Source organism: Brevibacterium sp. HMSC22B09 (genome assembly GCF_001806795.1).
In the GTDB taxonomy this organism is placed as follows: Bacteria; Actinomycetota; Actinomycetes; order Actinomycetales; family Brevibacteriaceae; genus Brevibacterium; species Brevibacterium ravenspurgense.
The window spans coordinates 20,164-35,257 of record NZ_KV785992.1; the positions used below are offsets into that span (position 1 = coordinate 20,164).

Annotated in this window: 12 protein-coding genes; 7 read left to right on the forward strand and 5 right to left on the reverse strand. The window is 63.1% G+C overall.

The window, feature by feature from the left end; all coding sequences use genetic code 11:
- The first annotated feature begins 5 nt into the window (after window positions 1–5).
- Genes HMPREF3087_RS00085 through glpK form a run of 4 tightly spaced genes read left to right on the forward strand, consistent with a single transcriptional unit; the run spans window position 6 to window position 4,674 of the window.
- Window positions 6–1,043 carry a YhjD/YihY/BrkB family envelope integrity protein gene (locus HMPREF3087_RS00085; protein ID WP_062020970.1) on the forward strand — a complete coding sequence of 346 codons (1,038 nt, stop codon included), beginning with the start codon at window positions 6–8 and terminating at the stop codon, window positions 1,041–1,043.
- The gene (locus tag HMPREF3087_RS00090; RefSeq protein ID WP_070427617.1) at window positions 1,043–1,723 is read left to right on the forward strand and encodes a DNA-3-methyladenine glycosylase; all 681 of its coding nucleotides are present in this window, start codon (window positions 1,043–1,045) and stop codon (window positions 1,721–1,723) included. The genes HMPREF3087_RS00085 and HMPREF3087_RS00090 overlap by 1 nt, the downstream gene beginning before the upstream one ends.
- 39 nt (window positions 1,724–1,762) lie before the next feature.
- Window positions 1,763–3,196 carry a glyceraldehyde-3-phosphate dehydrogenase gene (locus HMPREF3087_RS00095; RefSeq protein WP_070427618.1) on the forward strand — a complete coding sequence of 478 codons (1,434 nt, stop codon included), beginning with the start codon at window positions 1,763–1,765 and terminating at the stop codon, window positions 3,194–3,196.
- 2 nt (window positions 3,197–3,198) lie between these two features.
- A complete protein-coding gene (gene glpK, locus HMPREF3087_RS00100) occupies window positions 3,199–4,674 on the forward strand; it encodes a glycerol kinase GlpK (protein ID WP_070427619.1) in 1,476 nt (491 codons plus the stop codon).
- Between the two features lie 30 nt (window positions 4,675–4,704).
- On the opposite strand, the gene HMPREF3087_RS00105 is transcribed toward glpK, so the two are convergent.
- A complete protein-coding gene (locus tag HMPREF3087_RS00105; RefSeq protein WP_070427620.1) occupies window positions 4,705–6,318 on the reverse strand; it encodes an MDR family MFS transporter in 1,614 nt (537 codons plus the stop codon).
- Window positions 6,315–6,935 (reverse strand): TetR/AcrR family transcriptional regulator, encoded by a 621-nt coding sequence (locus HMPREF3087_RS00110; RefSeq protein ID WP_070427621.1) that lies wholly within the window; start codon window positions 6,933–6,935, stop codon window positions 6,315–6,317. The genes HMPREF3087_RS00105 and HMPREF3087_RS00110 overlap by 4 nt, the downstream gene beginning before the upstream one ends.
- A 142-nt stretch (window positions 6,936–7,077) precedes the next feature.
- Here HMPREF3087_RS00110 and HMPREF3087_RS00115 point away from each other — a divergent pair, with 142 nt between their 5' ends.
- Both HMPREF3087_RS00115 and HMPREF3087_RS00120 read left to right on the forward strand, forming a co-directional pair.
- Window positions 7,078–8,337 (forward strand): sensor histidine kinase, encoded by a 1,260-nt coding sequence (locus HMPREF3087_RS00115; protein WP_070427622.1) that lies wholly within the window; start codon window positions 7,078–7,080, stop codon window positions 8,335–8,337.
- Window positions 8,334–8,942 carry a response regulator transcription factor gene (locus HMPREF3087_RS00120; protein WP_070427623.1) on the forward strand — a complete coding sequence of 203 codons (609 nt, stop codon included), beginning with the start codon at window positions 8,334–8,336 and terminating at the stop codon, window positions 8,940–8,942. Before HMPREF3087_RS00115 ends, HMPREF3087_RS00120 begins: the two co-directional genes overlap by 4 nt.
- A 9-nt stretch (window positions 8,943–8,951) precedes the next feature.
- On the opposite strand, the gene dnaG is transcribed toward HMPREF3087_RS00120, so the two are convergent.
- From dnaG to dusB, 3 genes are all read right to left on the reverse strand, one after another.
- Window positions 8,952–10,931, reverse strand: a complete 1,980-nt coding sequence (dnaG, locus tag HMPREF3087_RS00125; protein ID WP_070427624.1) for a DNA primase — start codon at window positions 10,929–10,931, stop codon at window positions 8,952–8,954.
- A gap of 93 nt (window positions 10,932–11,024) precedes the next feature.
- Window positions 11,025–12,308 (reverse strand): deoxyguanosinetriphosphate triphosphohydrolase, encoded by a 1,284-nt coding sequence (locus HMPREF3087_RS00130; RefSeq protein WP_019175207.1) that lies wholly within the window; start codon window positions 12,306–12,308, stop codon window positions 11,025–11,027.
- 1 nt (window position 12,309) lies between these two features.
- Window positions 12,310–13,533 carry a tRNA dihydrouridine synthase DusB gene (gene dusB, locus HMPREF3087_RS00135; protein WP_370919308.1) on the reverse strand — a complete coding sequence of 408 codons (1,224 nt, stop codon included), beginning with the start codon at window positions 13,531–13,533 and terminating at the stop codon, window positions 12,310–12,312.
- A gap of 56 nt (window positions 13,534–13,589) precedes the next feature.
- Here dusB and HMPREF3087_RS00140 point away from each other — a divergent pair, with 56 nt between their 5' ends.
- Window positions 13,590–15,026, forward strand: a complete 1,437-nt coding sequence (locus HMPREF3087_RS00140; RefSeq protein ID WP_070427626.1) for an L-lactate permease — start codon at window positions 13,590–13,592, stop codon at window positions 15,024–15,026.
- The last annotated feature ends 68 nt before the right edge of the window (window positions 15,027–15,094 follow it).

Consider the following 15,094-nt stretch of genomic DNA (forward strand, 5'->3'; position numbering starts at 1 on the left):
AACCTATGACTCAGCTTCTGACGGACAAGAAAAGCGAAGACGAATATTCGGTCCCGCTGACGGCCCGTCCGGCCATCGCCCACCTCATTCGGGCGATGAGCCGTTTCGGAGCCCGTTTGGGCAACCAGTTCGGCGCTGCGATCACGTACTTCCTCGTGCTCGCCATGATCCCGATCCTCATGTTCGCCTTCTCCGCACTCGGGTTCTTCCTCGATGTTGTCCGTCCAGAACTGGTCGACACCGTCAACGACTACATCGAAAGCTCGCTGGGCTCCAGTGATGAAATGGCCGCGATGCTGACGAACTTCATCTCCAACTGGAAGGCCGTCGGCATCGTCGGTATCCTCTCGGCGCTGTACACCGCCCAGGGATTCATCGGCAACCTCAAAGACGCGATCCGCTCGCAGCTGGCTGCCGACATGGACGAGATTCCCAAGCAGTCGTTCCCCGTTCGCGTCATCACGAACATCGGAACGCTCATCGGGATTCTCATCCTCACGGGACTGACGATCGCCGGCACCGTGATCGGCACCGGCCTGCAGTCGTTCATCGCTGAGCTGTTCCAGCTTCCCGGCTGGGCGGCACCGGTGCTCAACATCGTCACGATCGTGTTGACCCTGGCACTGGGCTGGGTGCTGTTCATGTTCATCTTCTGGTCGATCCCGGCTAAGCCTCTGCCGAAGAACACGCTCATGCTCGGCTCCCTGTTCGGTGCAATCGCCCTGACGCTTCTGCTGAACCTGGCTACCGTGCTCATCTCGATGTTCTCCGGTTCGCCCACCGCGGCACTGTTCGGACCGGTCATCGCAATCATGCTGTCGATGAACCTGTTTGCCCGCATCATCCTGGTGGTCGCAGCCTGGATGGGAACCACCGCTGAAGCTCCCGTCTTCGGCCGCGTCAGCGAAGACCCGCAGGCAGTTGCTGAACGTGAAAACGTCGAACCGCCGTCGGCAGCCGCCCACCTGGGTGCTCTGGTCGTCGGAACCGGCATCGTCGCAGCAACCATTCTGGGACTCAAACGCTACGAAGAGAAGCACTGATCAACACATACGGATCCAGGGCGGAGGAAGGCTTCTTCCTCCGTCCTGCCCTTTCCCTCGCCCCGGATCTTCTTGGCCGAGTTCTCATCAACACGAGTACCGACGGAACCGTTGCACTGCGCATCACCGAGGTCGAAGCCTACGTCGGCAGCGCCGACCCCGGTTCTCACGCTTTTCGCGGCAGAACACAGCGCAATGCGACCATGTTCCGCTCCGGTGGGCACCTGTACTGCTATTTCATCTACGGAATGCACTTCTCGATCAACATCGTGGCCGACCGTGCGGGATGCGGCACAGGGGTGCTCATCCGCTCCGGCGAAATCCTCGAAGGCACAGACCTCGCCGGGCAGCGCCGCATGGCGCGCAGAACCACACCCGTCGCCCACCGGCTCCTGGCCTCCGGCCCCGGCAACCTCGCACAGGCACTCGGAGCAGACCGCAGCGACGACGGAGCGGACCTGCTCAGCCCCGGCCCGTGGCACCTGCACATGGGAATCGACCAACCCGACCGGCACCTCGTAAGACACGGCCCCCGCGTGGGAGTCGGCGGCGAAGGAGGCGACCCGGAGGTGTTCCCGTGGCGCTTCTGGCTTGAGGACGAACCGACGGTTTCACAATTCCGCCCCGGACGCGACATCCGCCCTGCGAGCCGCTGGGCGATAGGACCGCATCCCCAGTAGAATGGGGGCGATCATCAGCCAAAGGAAGGAACCCCCAGGGTGAGTGAGCTTACCGAGAAGCGCCTGAGCGAATGGAACGCAAAAGCAGAAGCAGCTGAGCAGCTTCTTCCCGCTGTCGGCCGCCTCTACCGGAACAACCGCGTACAGCTGACCATCTTCGGTCGCACACTGCAGAACAAGTCGGTCAACGGCATCATCAAAGCCGCCCGCTACGCGCGCCACCACAACAACGGAGTCGAACTCGACCTCAGCACCGCAGCTGAAATCGCCGGCGTCCTCGAAACCCTCGAACTGGGTGAAAGCACCATCGACCTGGGCCGCCTGACCGCAGGCTTCCAGGGTGGCGACCTCGAAGAATACCTCCGCAGCGAACTCGCCGACGCCGTCGGCAAGGCAGGCAAGTCACCCGCACCGCGTGATGTCGTGCTCTACGGCTTCGGCCGCATCGGCCGTCTGCTGGCCCGCATCCTCGTCCAGCAGGCCGGCGGCAACGGCCTGAACCTGCGCGCCATCGTGGTCCGCAAGGGATCCGATGACGACATCATCAAGCGCGCCTCGCTGCTGCGCCGCGACTCGATTCACGGCAAGTTCGACGGCAACATCGTCGTCGACGAAGAGAACAGCACCATCCAGGCAAACGGCGTTCTCATCAACGTCATCTACTCGTCTGACCCCGCCAGCGTCGACTACACGGAATACGGCATCAACGATGCCATCGTCGTCGACAACACCGGCGTGTGGCGCGACGAGGCCGGCCTGGGCCAGCACCTGAAGTCGAAGGGTGTCAGCAAGGTCATCCTCACTGCTCCCGGCAAGGGCGACATCAAGAACATCGTCTACGGTGTCAACACCGCAGACATCGAAGAGGGCGACACCATCCTGTCGGCAGCATCGTGCACCACGAACGCCATCACGCCCACGCTCAAGGTCATCAACGACCGCTTCGGCATCCGCAACGGCCACGTCGAAACCGTGCACGCGTTCACCAACGACCAGAACCTCATCGACAACTTCCACAAGGGAGCACGTCGCGGCCGCGCAGCCGGTCTGAACATGGTTCTGACCGAAACCGGTGCCGCAAAGGCCGTGTCCAAGGCCCTGCCGGAACTCGAGGGCAAGCTGTCCGGCAACGCCATCCGCGTTCCCACCCCGGACGTTTCGATGGCCATCCTCAACCTCAACCTGGACAAGGCCACCACCAAGGACGAACTCAACACCCACCTGCGCGATGTTTCACTGGATTCGCCGCTGCGCAACCAGATCGACTACATCGCAAGCCCCGAGGTCGTCTCGACTGACTTCGTCGGCTCGCACCGCGCCGGCATCGTCGACGGCCTGGCCACGATCGTCGACGGCGACCGCGCCGTCGTCTACATCTGGTACGACAACGAGTACGGCTATTCGTGGCAGGTTGTTCGCTGCCTCGCCGTCATGGCCGGAGTTCAGGCACCCTCGCTGCCCGGCAACGACTGATCATGTACCTGCTCGCCCTCGATGAGGGGACGACGAGCACCCGTGCGGTCATCTTCGCTGAAGATGGCCGCACGGTCGCTTCTGCGTCCACCGAATTCACGCAAAGCTTCCCGCAGCCCGGCTGGGTTGAACACGACGCCCAGGAGATCTGGCTGACCTCCAGTCAGGTGATCGGCGCAGCTTTGGGCCGTGCGCGTCTGACAAAAGACGATATCCGCGCTGTGGGCATCACCAATCAGCGTGAAACCACGGTCGTGTGGGACCGGCAGACGGGTGTTCCCGTTGGCCCCGCGATTGTCTGGCAGGACGGCCGCGGCACCGACATCGCCGAAGAACTCATTGAACACACCGATGAAATCCGCGCCATCACGGGCCTGCCCGTCAACACGTATTTTTCGGCCGTCAAGCTCATGTGGATGCTGCGCGAGCACGACGGCCTGCGGGGCCGTGCCGAAGCTGGGGAACTGGCCTTCGGCACGATTGATTCGTGGCTCATCTGGAATCTGACCGGCGGGGTGCACGCAACGGACGTCACAAATGCTTCGCGCACCATGCTCATGGATCTGCGCACAGGCCAGTGGTCAGACAGGATGCTTGAGCTCACGGGAATTCCCCGGGCTATGCTTCCGGAGATCAAACCGTCGGTCGGCTTCTTCGGCGAGGTCTCTGAGGGCCAGCTGCTGCGCGGCACGCCGATCACCGGTGTTCTGGGCGACCAGCAGGCCGCCGCTTTCGGCCAGTGCTGCTATCAGCCCGGCGACACCAAGAACACCTACGGCACCGGTGGTTTTCTGCTGACCAACACCGGTACCGACATCCCGAGCTCGGACAGCGGACTCGTATCCACAGTCGCCTACGGACGCGAAGGCAGTGAGCTGACCTACGCGCTGGAAGGCTCCATTGCGGTGGCGGGTTCGCTCATTCAGTGGCTGCGTGACAATTTGGGCCTGGTGCGCTCCTCAGATGAAATCGAGCCGTTGGCCCGCTCTGTCAGCGACAACGGCGACGTCTACCTGGTGCCGGCTTTCTCCGGTCTCCTGGCTCCCCACTGGCGGCCGGATGCACGCGGTGTTCTTGTGGGGCTGACCCGCTTTGCCGGCCGCGGCCACATTGCCCGCGCCGCTTTGGAGTCAACCGCCTACCAGACAGCGGAAGTTCTCGATGCCATGCGCGCTGATTCCGGCTATGACATCAGCGAAATCCGGGCTGATGGCGGTATGAGCCTGAACAATCTGCTCATGCAGTTCCAAGCGGACCTCCTGGGCACCCCCGTCATCCGGTCCTCCACCTCGGAATCGACCGCCTTGGGAGCTGCGTTCGCAGCGGGACTCGGCTGTGGTCTCTACTCGGATCTTGCCGAACTCACTCAGCTGTGGTCAGCTGACCGGACATTCGAACCGGAACGCGATCGGGACTGGGCACAGGCCCGGATGACCCGCTGGTCTCAGGCAGTCGAGCGCTCCCTCGGCTGGGTCTGATCTTTCGGCTGGGTGCGCGCTGATCTTCGGTCAGCGCGCTCCCGCTGACGAGGCGGAGCTCACCTCGGAGCTGTCTTCGAGGGTTGTGCGTGTACTTCCCTGTTTGCCCACCGTTGTGGCCAGCGGAATCTCCTTGATGAACAGCAGGATGGCCGCGGCGATGGCCAGCAGCGGAACAACCCACAGGAAGATCGGCACTAAAGCATCGTTGTAGGACGCAATGACCGCATCGTGGATGGGTGCGGGAAGTTCAGCCGCTTTCGCTGGAGTCAGCTGAGCCGAAGCGTCTGCCGCACCCTTAGCCTTGGCGGGAAGGGAATCGGCGAGGTTCGTCATGAGCCTGGCGGTGAAGACTGATCCGATGACCGACATGCCCAGTGTCGCGCCGATCTGACGGAAAAAGTTATTCGACGCTGTTGCAGTGCCGACCATGCTCACGGGGAAGGAATTCTGCACGATCAGCACCAGCAGCTGCATCGACAGGCCAATGCCCAGGCCCAGCAGTGCCAGCAGCGCAATCGGAATGACGGCGGAGTCGTCAGGATGCATGCGCGACATGAAGAAAAGCGCCAGCCCGATGATGACAGTCCCGATGATCGGGTAGATCTTGTAGCGCCCCCAGCGGGACACGACGAAGCCGATTCCGGTGGACACAATGAGCATGCAACCCATCATCGGCGTCATCATGAGCCCTGCGCGGGCGGCCTCGACACCGTGCACCATCTGCAGGTAGGTCGGCATGTACGACAGAACGCCGAACATTGCCACGCCGATGAATACACCGGCGATTGTGCTCAGCGTGAAGTTGCGGTCCGCAAACAGCGACATGGGCACAATCGGTTCGGTCACCTTGAGTTCGACGAATACGAAGGTCACCGCTGAAACCAGCGATGCGGCTCCCAGGCCGATGATGACCGGATCGGTCCACTCGTACTGGTGGCCGCCCCACGCCGACATCAGCACGAGGCAGGTGGTGAACACGGCAATGAGCATCATGCCGGCCCCATCGATGCGGGGACGTTCGTCTGCTTTCTGGTGCGGCAGCTTGAGCAGGAAAGCGGCCGTCAGAATCGCGAGCGCTCCCAGCGGCAGGTTGATGGCAAAAGCCCACCGCCAGCCCGGCCCTTCCGTGATCCAGCCACCCAGCAACGGCCCGGCAACCGAGGACACAGCAAAGGCCGAACCCATGATGCCCATGTACTTGCCGCGGCTGCGCGCAGGCACGATGGTTGCGATAATCGCCTGGGAGAGCGTCATGAGCCCTCCCCCGCCAAGGCCCTGAAAAACGCGTCCGGTGATGAGCATTGCCATTGAATCTGCGAACAGAGCGATGACGGAGCCCAGTATGAAGATCGAAATGGCCACGAGGAACAGGGGTTTGCGGCCGAAGAGGTCGCCGATCTTCCCGTAGGCGGGCATCGTTGCGGTCGATGCGAGCATGAAGGCGGTTGAGACCCACAGCATGCTGTCCCAGCCGTCGAGTTCACCGACAATTGTCGGCAGCGCTGTCGCCAGCACCGTCTGGTTCAGCGAGAACATGAACATCGACACGAGCAGTCCGACGAACACCCACAGAACAGCGCCCCGCGACATGGGCTCAGCGGGGTTCGCGTCGGCACCGGCGACGGTCATGTCGTCTGTCATTTCATCCTTTCCAAAAGCTGTCTGCACAGGTCCACCGTGTCGGCGAAAGTCCGGTCGAATTCCTCCTGGCCTTCTCCGCTGAGCTGGTAGGCCAGAGCCAGGGGTACAGAGCACACGCGGATGATCATGCGGCCTACAACCGTGCGATCACCGTCGGGCAGCTGCACGCCGAGGCTTTCAACGCGATCCGCGATCTGTTCTGCCAAGTGCTTTTCGATGCCGCGGGCAATCTCGACGTTGCGCCGCACCAACATCGGGTAGCGGCGCAGAATCGCCTTGCGCTTGTCTTTGTCGACGTCATCACCGCCAATGCGGCTGTATACCGACCGCATGACCGCTGATACGTCTTCCAGCGGGCTGCCCGCCAGTGGACAGTCTGCGACGTATTCAGCCAGCCGCTGCGGGTTGAGGGTCTGATCGCTCAGCCCGATGATGGCGTCTTCTTTTGTGTCGTAGTAGTTGAAGAACGTGCGCGGTGACACGCCTGCGGCTTCGGCGATCTGCGCGGTCGTCACCGTTTCCAAGGACCCCGCGTAGACGAGTTCGACTGCCGCTGCATGCAGCGCTGATCGGGTGGCGTTCTGTTTGCGTACGCGCAGCGAATCCTGTTCAGTCACACAGACAATTATGCACTCACTGCAAAGTTACATCAACTGCAACTTTTTGGATATTGCTCACGAGGCGAGTTGATGGGGATGCGCTCAGCACCTCTCCTTGGGCACCAGGATGCTCACATAGCACTCCCGTATTCTTGGGGACATGGCTCAAGAGTCCTCCATTCCCCACATTCTTTCGATGCTGCGCATCATCCTGCATTTGAGCTTCGCGGCGCTGCTGGGCGTCGGCATCCTGCGGACGTTCATCGAACAGACCCAGCTTGCGCCGATCATCTGCATTCTTCTGACAGCAGCGTTCACCGCCTGCCTGTACTTTGTGGGGACTCTCAGCGAAATCCGCTTCGCCAAAGGGCAGTCATCCTTTGACCCGCGGTCTTTGACCACCTGGTGGCTGGCTTCCATCCTCGTCCTGTGGGCCGGGCTGGCGATGTCGGGCGAAAGCTTTGTATGGGTGTCCTTTCCGCTGTTCTTCCTCGTCCTCTACGCGTGGCCTCCAATCGGCGCGGCAGCAGCCATTGTGGGGATGCTCGTCGTCATCGCCGGCAGCAGCGTTCTGCACTCCGCATTCGCCCCCGGAGTCATCATCGGACCGCTCGTCGGCGCGATCGTCGCCGTCACCATTTCGGCGGTGTACGCAAAGCTTGTCGACGAAGCCGTGCGCACGCGGGCGGCATTTGATGAGCTGCGCGCCGCGCAGGCGAAGCTCGCCCTGTCTCAGCAGCAGGAGGGCCGCCTGGCTGAGCGGCAGAAAGTTGCCGCAGAGTTCCACGACACAATTGCTCAGAGCCTACTGTCGATTGTGCTCATCTCCCGCGCCGGGCAGAACCGCAACGACGTGCAGGAACTGCAGGGCGACCTGTCGACAATCGAAAACACAGCCTCGCACAGCCTCACAACAGTCCGCGGTTTCCTCGCGGGTGAAGAACTGGGCGGGGGCTCCGCCGAAGCAGAACTCGCGGAAGCCTGCTCCACCGTCGAGGCCGCCGCTGCGGCCATCGGCACTCCCCTGCGCGCCGAGTTTTCCTCCGAGGGCGCAAAAATCGGCCTGGCTCCATCGCTTGAGTATTTCTTTTCGCGTGCCGGGCAGTCACTTCTGTCGAATGCTCTTCTGCACTCCGAAGCCGACTACGTATCCGTGAGCCTGCACTACTGGGGATCGGCTGTCAGCCTCGATGTCGTTGACAACGGCAAGGGATTCGCCGGCAGCCACTACGGCTACGGACTGAATTCGCTCAATGAGCGCACAGACGAACTCGGCGGTTCCATGACTGTTCGCTCATCGCCCGGTGAGGGCACCGAAGTGAGCGTCTTCGTCCCGATCACAGGAGATTCTCTCGCCCGCCCGGCAGCCACCTCGGCTCCCCGGAATGCCCAGACCGTCCGGCAGGAGGGAACATCGTGATTCGCGTTCTTCTGGTTGATGACCACCCTGTTGTGCGCGCCGGGCTGGCTGCCGTCATTTCCAGCGCTGACGACATTGACGTTGTCGACGTCGCCGAATCCGGCACAGATGCTCTGGCCCGCCTGCGCACTGTCGATGTGGACCTGGTCGTCTCTGATCTGCAGATGCCTGACGGTGACGGCATCGAGCTCATAAAAGCCCTGCCCGCCGGCCCTCCCGTGCTCATTCTCACGACTTTCGACACCCAGTCGCTGGTGTACCGGGCGGTTGATGCGGGTGCGGCGGGCTATCTGCTCAAGGACTCCCCCGCACAGACCCTTCTGGATGGCATCCGGCGGGCCGCCGCGGGGCAGCCGGTCATGTCCGATGCCGCGGCAACAGCGCTCATGCAGCGCACCCGCATGTCCCACAGTGAACTGTCCGAACGCGAAACCGAGATCGTCCGCCTGCTGGCAGCCGGGCGCACCAACAGCGATATCGCCGGTGAGCTGTTCATTTCACTGGCAACCGTAAAAACCCACGTAAGCCGCATTTTCGACAAGCTCGACGTCGACAACCGGACTGCTGCCGCGAAAAGAGCCCGGGAGTTGGGCCTCATCAGCTGAGGCTGTACATCACATGTGCTGGCGCAGCCTTGCCCGCTGACGTTCGAGCACCTGCAGCTGTTCCAGCAGCTTGGCCGAGGTTTCGACATCGCTCGGATCGGTGCGCAGCAGCTGCGAGTGCAGAAGCCCGGCAATGCGCACAATGTCCTTGTCGAAAAGCCGCGCAACAATCGAGCGGCAGTAGCGCTCCACCTCGTCTTCCTTCTGTGCCGGAAGAGCTCGCACCACGAGTTCCGCCACGATCTGCTTTGCCCGTTCATCAGCGTTTTCGATCACGCGCTCGGGCCAGTTCTGCGGATTCTGCACTGCCCAGGCCATACCGCCGGCGGCCTGCATGGCCTGGAAGACGGCGCGGCTGCCCGGATCGTTGAACGCTTCGGGCTTGAGCCGGTCAAACAGCCTGACGTTGATGAAGTCCGGTTTCTGCAGCGCCACCTGCAGTGCGCCGCGCTCAATGCGGAAACCGGTCGAGTCCTGTTCGGTCCCGCCGATTTCCCGCTGATAGGACTCGACATCACTGGCAATCCGGGCGCCTGGATCCTCCGCGTAGCCGCGCTGCTGACTGGAGTAGCTGCCCGCCTGCTGGCCTCCCCCGCGAGGCGCCTGCTGCTGCCAGCCGCGGTTCTGCTGATCGCGTCCCGGCTGGGCGGAAGGTCGGTTCGCCGCGGCGGCACGCTGCACGGCGTCGCGGATTTCGTCGAAGGTCATACCCAGCCGGCCCGAGAGCCAGCGCTCATAGCCCGGCCGCATACCACGGTCGCGAATAGCAGCGACAATCGGTGCGGCTTCGCGCAGAGCTTTCACGCGCCCCTCAACAGTGTCGAGGTCGTAGTCGGCGATTGCCTTCGAAAGTGCGAATTCAAAAAGCGGTCGGCGGGACTCAATGAGGTCGCGCAGCGCGCCGTCGCCCTTCTGTAGACGGATGTCCGCAGGATCGAGTCCGGAGCGCTCGACCGCAACAAAAGTGTCTGCAGTGAATTCGCTGTCTTCGCGAAACGCGCGCAGAGCTGCCTGTTGGCCCGCCTCGTCGCCGTCGAAGGTGAAGATGACCTCACCCGTTTTCGATGCAGCATCCCCCATGAGGCGGCGGATGATCTTGGTGTGCTCAGCTCCGAACGCCGTACCGCAGGTTGCAACCGCGCAGTCAATGCCGGCCAGGTGAGCGGCCATAACATCCGTGTACCCCTCAACGACGACCGCCCGGCCGTCCTTGGCGATCGCCCTTTTCGCCCGGTCCAGCCCGTAGAGCACTTGGTTTTTGCGGTAGAGCGGAGTTTCGGGGGTGTTGAGGTACTTGGGACCTTCGTCATCGTCGTACAGTTTGCGCGCCCCAAAGCCAATCACACGTCCCGTCACATCCCGGATCGGCCAGATCAGGCGACCTCGGAAGCGGTCGTAGACTCCGCCTCGGCGGCCTTCCGCGGCCAGCCCTCCCGCGGTCAGCTCTTTGTCGAGGAAACCGCGTGAGCGCAGGTGCTTGCTGAGATTGTCCCAACCGCGCGGCGCATAGCCCACGCCAAAGGACGTGAGTGCGCCTTCGTCGAAGCCGCGCTCAGCCATGTAGCGGCGGGCTTTTTCAGCTTCGGGTGAGCGGATGTTCGCCCGGAAGAAGTCCTGAGCCTCTTTGTGCGCCTCAAACAGCCGGGCCCGCTGACCGGCCTCGCGTCTGTCCGGTCCGCTGCCCTTTTCGTAGCGCAGCTGCATGCCGGCGCGCTCAGCCAGCCGTTCGACGGCTTCTGTGAATGTGCAGCCGTCCATCTTCTGCAGGAACGTGTAGGCGTCGCCGCTTTCGCCGCAGCCGAAGCAGTGGTAGTACCCCGAGCTCGGCCTGACGTGGAAGGACGGGGTCTTTTCGTCGTGGAAGGGACACAGGCCCTTCATCGAATCGACTCCCGCACTGCGCAGGGTGACGTACTCACCGACAACATCGTCGATCCGTACGCGCGAGCGCACCTCGTCGATGTCCTCGCGCACTATCAGCCCTGCCATTGCGTCCTCCCCCTTAAGAATCCTGTCCCCGGCGCCCGCCTACACGCTCACCTAACCGGGCAGCGTACCTGCGCAGCAGACCTGAACGGCGGCTTACAGAAGGCTGCCGGTGTCCTCCTGCATTGCATGGTAGAACGCCCACGCTGAGTGGTCGGTCAGGCTAGCCACTTGGTCGATGACGGCGCGGACTTTCCCGTCATCGCTGTCGGAATCCCGGTAGTCCATCCAGAACATGGTGTCCATGGCTTCGGGTTTTTCGCTGAAGTATTCGCACAGCGCACTCAGCACTCGGCCTTGGATGCGCTGGGTCTGCATGCGCTCTTCGGCAACCATGACTGTGACGGTTGCCAGACCTTTGAGCACCGCGATTTCGTGTTCGGTCGTCTGCGGCACGACGAGGTTGCCCTGATAGCGGCCCAGCGGCTCCCAGCCGTAGCCTTCGCGGGTTGCCGCTTCTGCCGCACCGACGAACCGGCCGATGAGCTGGCTTGTCAGGTGCTTCATGGCAGCCTGCGCACGGCGGGACCCGTCAAAGCGCTCCCTAGGCCAGTAGGCGGTGGAGCGCAGGCGGTCGAGCGCATCGATGATGTCTTCGTCGCGCGCCCCCGGCAGATACCAGGACCGCGTGATGTCGATCAGGCCGGCCATGGCGTGATCGTTTTCGTAGGCTTCGAACACCAGGTGGCCGGAGTTCACTGCGTCTTCGACGTCGTGGACGGAGTACGCGATGTCATCGGCGAGATCCATCAGTTGGGCCTCAATGCAGCGCTGTGTTCCCGTTCTGCCGTCGCGGATGAATTCGAAGACCGTGCTGTCATCTTCGTAGGCTCCGAACTTCCGCACGGGGGCACCCGCTTTGTCCGGTGTGGGCGCGTTCTCCCGCGACCACGGGTATTTGATGCAGGCGTCAAGGGTTGCGCGCGTCAGGTTGAGTCCCGCCGGTCCGCCCTGGTCGGTGAAGACCTTCGGCTCTAGGCGAGTGAGGATCCGCAGTGTCTGCGCGTTGCCCTCGAAGCCGCCTATGTCCTTTGCGAAGTCATCGAGGATCGTTTCGCCGTTGTGCCCAAACGGCGGGTGGCCGAGGTCGTGGGCCAGTGACGCTGTTTCGACGATGTCGGGGTCGCACCCGAGGTACCGGGCCAGTTCGCGGCCCACCTGCCCCACCTCGAGGGAGTGGGTCAGTCGGTTGCGCACAAAGTCATCAGTTCCAGGTGAGACGACCTGGGTTTTTGCGGACAGCCGGCGCAGTGCCGACGAATGCAGGAGCCGTCCGCGGTCGCGCTGAAAGGCCGAACGGCGCGGGTTCTTTCGGGGTTCGACAACCCACCGTTCGCGCGAGTGGTCGTCGTATTCGGCAACACCGCCGGTCAGTGACACATCAGCCTCCGGAAATGTCGAGTTCAGCTTCGGAAATGTCCGCGTGGGCTTCGTGGTCGAAGATCCGGTCGTCCAGCCAGCCGTCGGGCAGGTGGGGGCGGCGAGCGCGTCCGGTGCGTCCGCGCACACCTTCTGCAGCAGCCCCCGGGTAGGGCGCGGAATGGTCGAGTTCGTTAAGGAAGCTGCGCAGCTCTTCGAGGCTGGACACCATGGCCAGGCGGGTGCGCAGGGTTCCGCCAACCGGGTACCCCTTGAAGTACCAGGCCATGTGTTTGCGCAGATCGCGTACGCCGAAGAATTCGTCGTCATAGTAGTCGCGCAGGTATTCGCCGTGGCGGTACACGATGTCGGCGACTTCCCCCAGGGTGGGGCGGTGACGTTCATCGGAGCCGTTCAGGGCGTTCTGCAGGTCGCCGAACAGCCACGGCCGTCCCTGGCAGCCGCGTCCGATGACGACGCCGTCGCAGCCGGTTGTGGCCATCATGGCCTGGGCGTCTTCAGCGGCGAAGATGTCTCCGTTGCCGAGCACCGGCACGCGGTCGCCGACGAAGTCTTTGAGCCTAGCGATGGCGTCCCAGTCGGCTTTTCCTGAGTAGAGATCGGCGGTGGTGCGTCCGTGCAGCGTCATGGCTGCCACGCCCGCGTCAATGCCGATGCGCGCCGCGTCGAGGTATGTCAGGTGGTCGGCGTCAACGCCTTTGCGCAGTTTGATGGTCAGCGGGATGTCGCCCTTGTCGGCTTCGCGCACGGTGGTGTGGACGATGTCGCTGAACAGGTCGAGCTTCCACGGCAGGGCGGATCCGCCGCCCTTGCGGGTGACCTTCGGGACGGGGCAGCCGAAGTTGAGGTCGATGTGGTCCGCCCTGTCTTCTTCGACGAGCATCCTTACGGCCGCACCCATGGTTTCGGGATCGACCCCGTACAGCTGGACTGAGCGCGGGGTTTCCCAATCTTCGTGCTGGATGATCCGCATGCTCTTGTCGTTGCGTTCGATGAGGGCGCGGCTGGTGACCATTTCGGTCACGTACAGCCCGGCACCGTATTCGCGGCACAGCCTGCGGAACGCGGTGTTGGTGATGCCGGCCATCGGGGCGAGCACCACCGGGGAGTCCAGTTCGATGTCGCCGATTCGCAGCTTCGTCTTCTCAGTCACAGTCACGGGCACATTATCCCAGGCGGGGCAAATCCACGGCACCTCCGGTGTGTGCCGGAGGGGGCGAAACATGACTGAGTCGTGCGCTTTCTCTGTTCAGCAGACTTCGGGAGGACTAGTGTGACGCTATGTCCCTCTTCCTCATGGCCCTTCCCGTTCTCACCGCGGTCGGCATTCTTCTGCTGGGACGAGGCGCTGTCACCGCTGCCCTGGCTTCTGCTGCTGTCGCTGTCGTCATCGGGGTGGCCACGGGCGGGCTGTCGTGGCACCACCTGGGCGAGGCCGGCGAGTATGGCCTGCTGACTCTTCAGGTGCTGCTCATTCTGCTGTTCGGCATGTTGTTGGCCGCACTGCTGGAGCGTTCGGGGGCCATGGCGGAGCTTTCCCGCTTCCTTTCTGAGTCTGTGCCTACCCCAACACTGGGGGCGGCAGCCGTTGTGTTCGGTGTCGTGCCCTTTGCCGAGTCAGTCACCGGCTACGGGGTCGGCGTGACAGTAGGCGTGCCGATTCTGCGTGCTTTGGGCTTTGCCCCGGCAAAAGCGGTGGTCTTGGGCATGCTGGGTCTCAATGCGGTGGCGTGGGGCGCACTGGGCCCCGGCACGTCAATCGCCGCGCAGCTTTCGGGACAGACTTTTCAGGACGTCGGTGTGTTCTCCGCTCTTTTCAACGGACCGACTCTCCTGCTTGTTGCGGTACTTGTGTGGCTGACAATGCGGTTTGCCGGCGGTGAGCCCGGCCAGTCTTCCGACCACCGTCCCGGGTTTGGCAGCGCGCTCGCCGTGTTAGCTTCAGCCGCGCTCCTGTGGGTTTCGGTGCTGACGGTCAATCTGCTCATCGGCACCGCCGTTGCCGGTGTTCTCGGCGGTCTTGCGGTGTTGCTCGCGCTGTTTGTGTTCTTCCGGATTCGCACCGGCAGGCTTCCGGCAACGCGGGCCACGGCAATTGCGGGTGTGCCCTACGCGGTTCTCACCGGCGGCTTGCTTGTCTCCTACGCCGCCCACGGAGTGTGGGAGAACACGCTGACCGCTGTTCTCATTTGGCCGCCCGTGTGGCTGGCTGCGGCGTGTGCGACCGTTTTCTTCATCTGGCGGGGCCGCGCTCTGCTTCCCGAGGTGCCCGCAGCTGCCCGCCGCTGGGTTCCGGTGGGAGTCTCAACGGCCGGTTTTATGGTTCTCGGCTGGATCATGACTGTCACCGGAATGAGCACCGCACTGGGCCAGGCGGCTTCTGTTCTCGGGGTGTGGCCAGCTCCGGCGCTCAACACTGTTGGGGCCTATCTGGTGGGCAGCACCACCGGTTCGAACGCGATGTTCGCCCAGACAATCGCGGCGATGGCCTCTGGCAGCGGTGCGAATGTGCTTGTGACGATCGCTGCGGCCAATGTGGCCGGTTCTTTGGCAATCATCGCTTCTCCCCCGCGCATTCTGCTGGGCATGCAGATGGCCGGAGCCAATGCCGCCACCGATCAGCGTCCCGTGACCCGAACCCTGAGTGTCGCGGTGAGCGTCAACACGCTCATTCTCACCGCGGTCCTTGCTGTCGCACTCACGTTCGTCGCGGCCTGATCTGCCGCGTGGACCGCTGCCCTTGACCCGTTGGTCGGCCGCGTGTTCGTCACGGACACAAGCGCTAG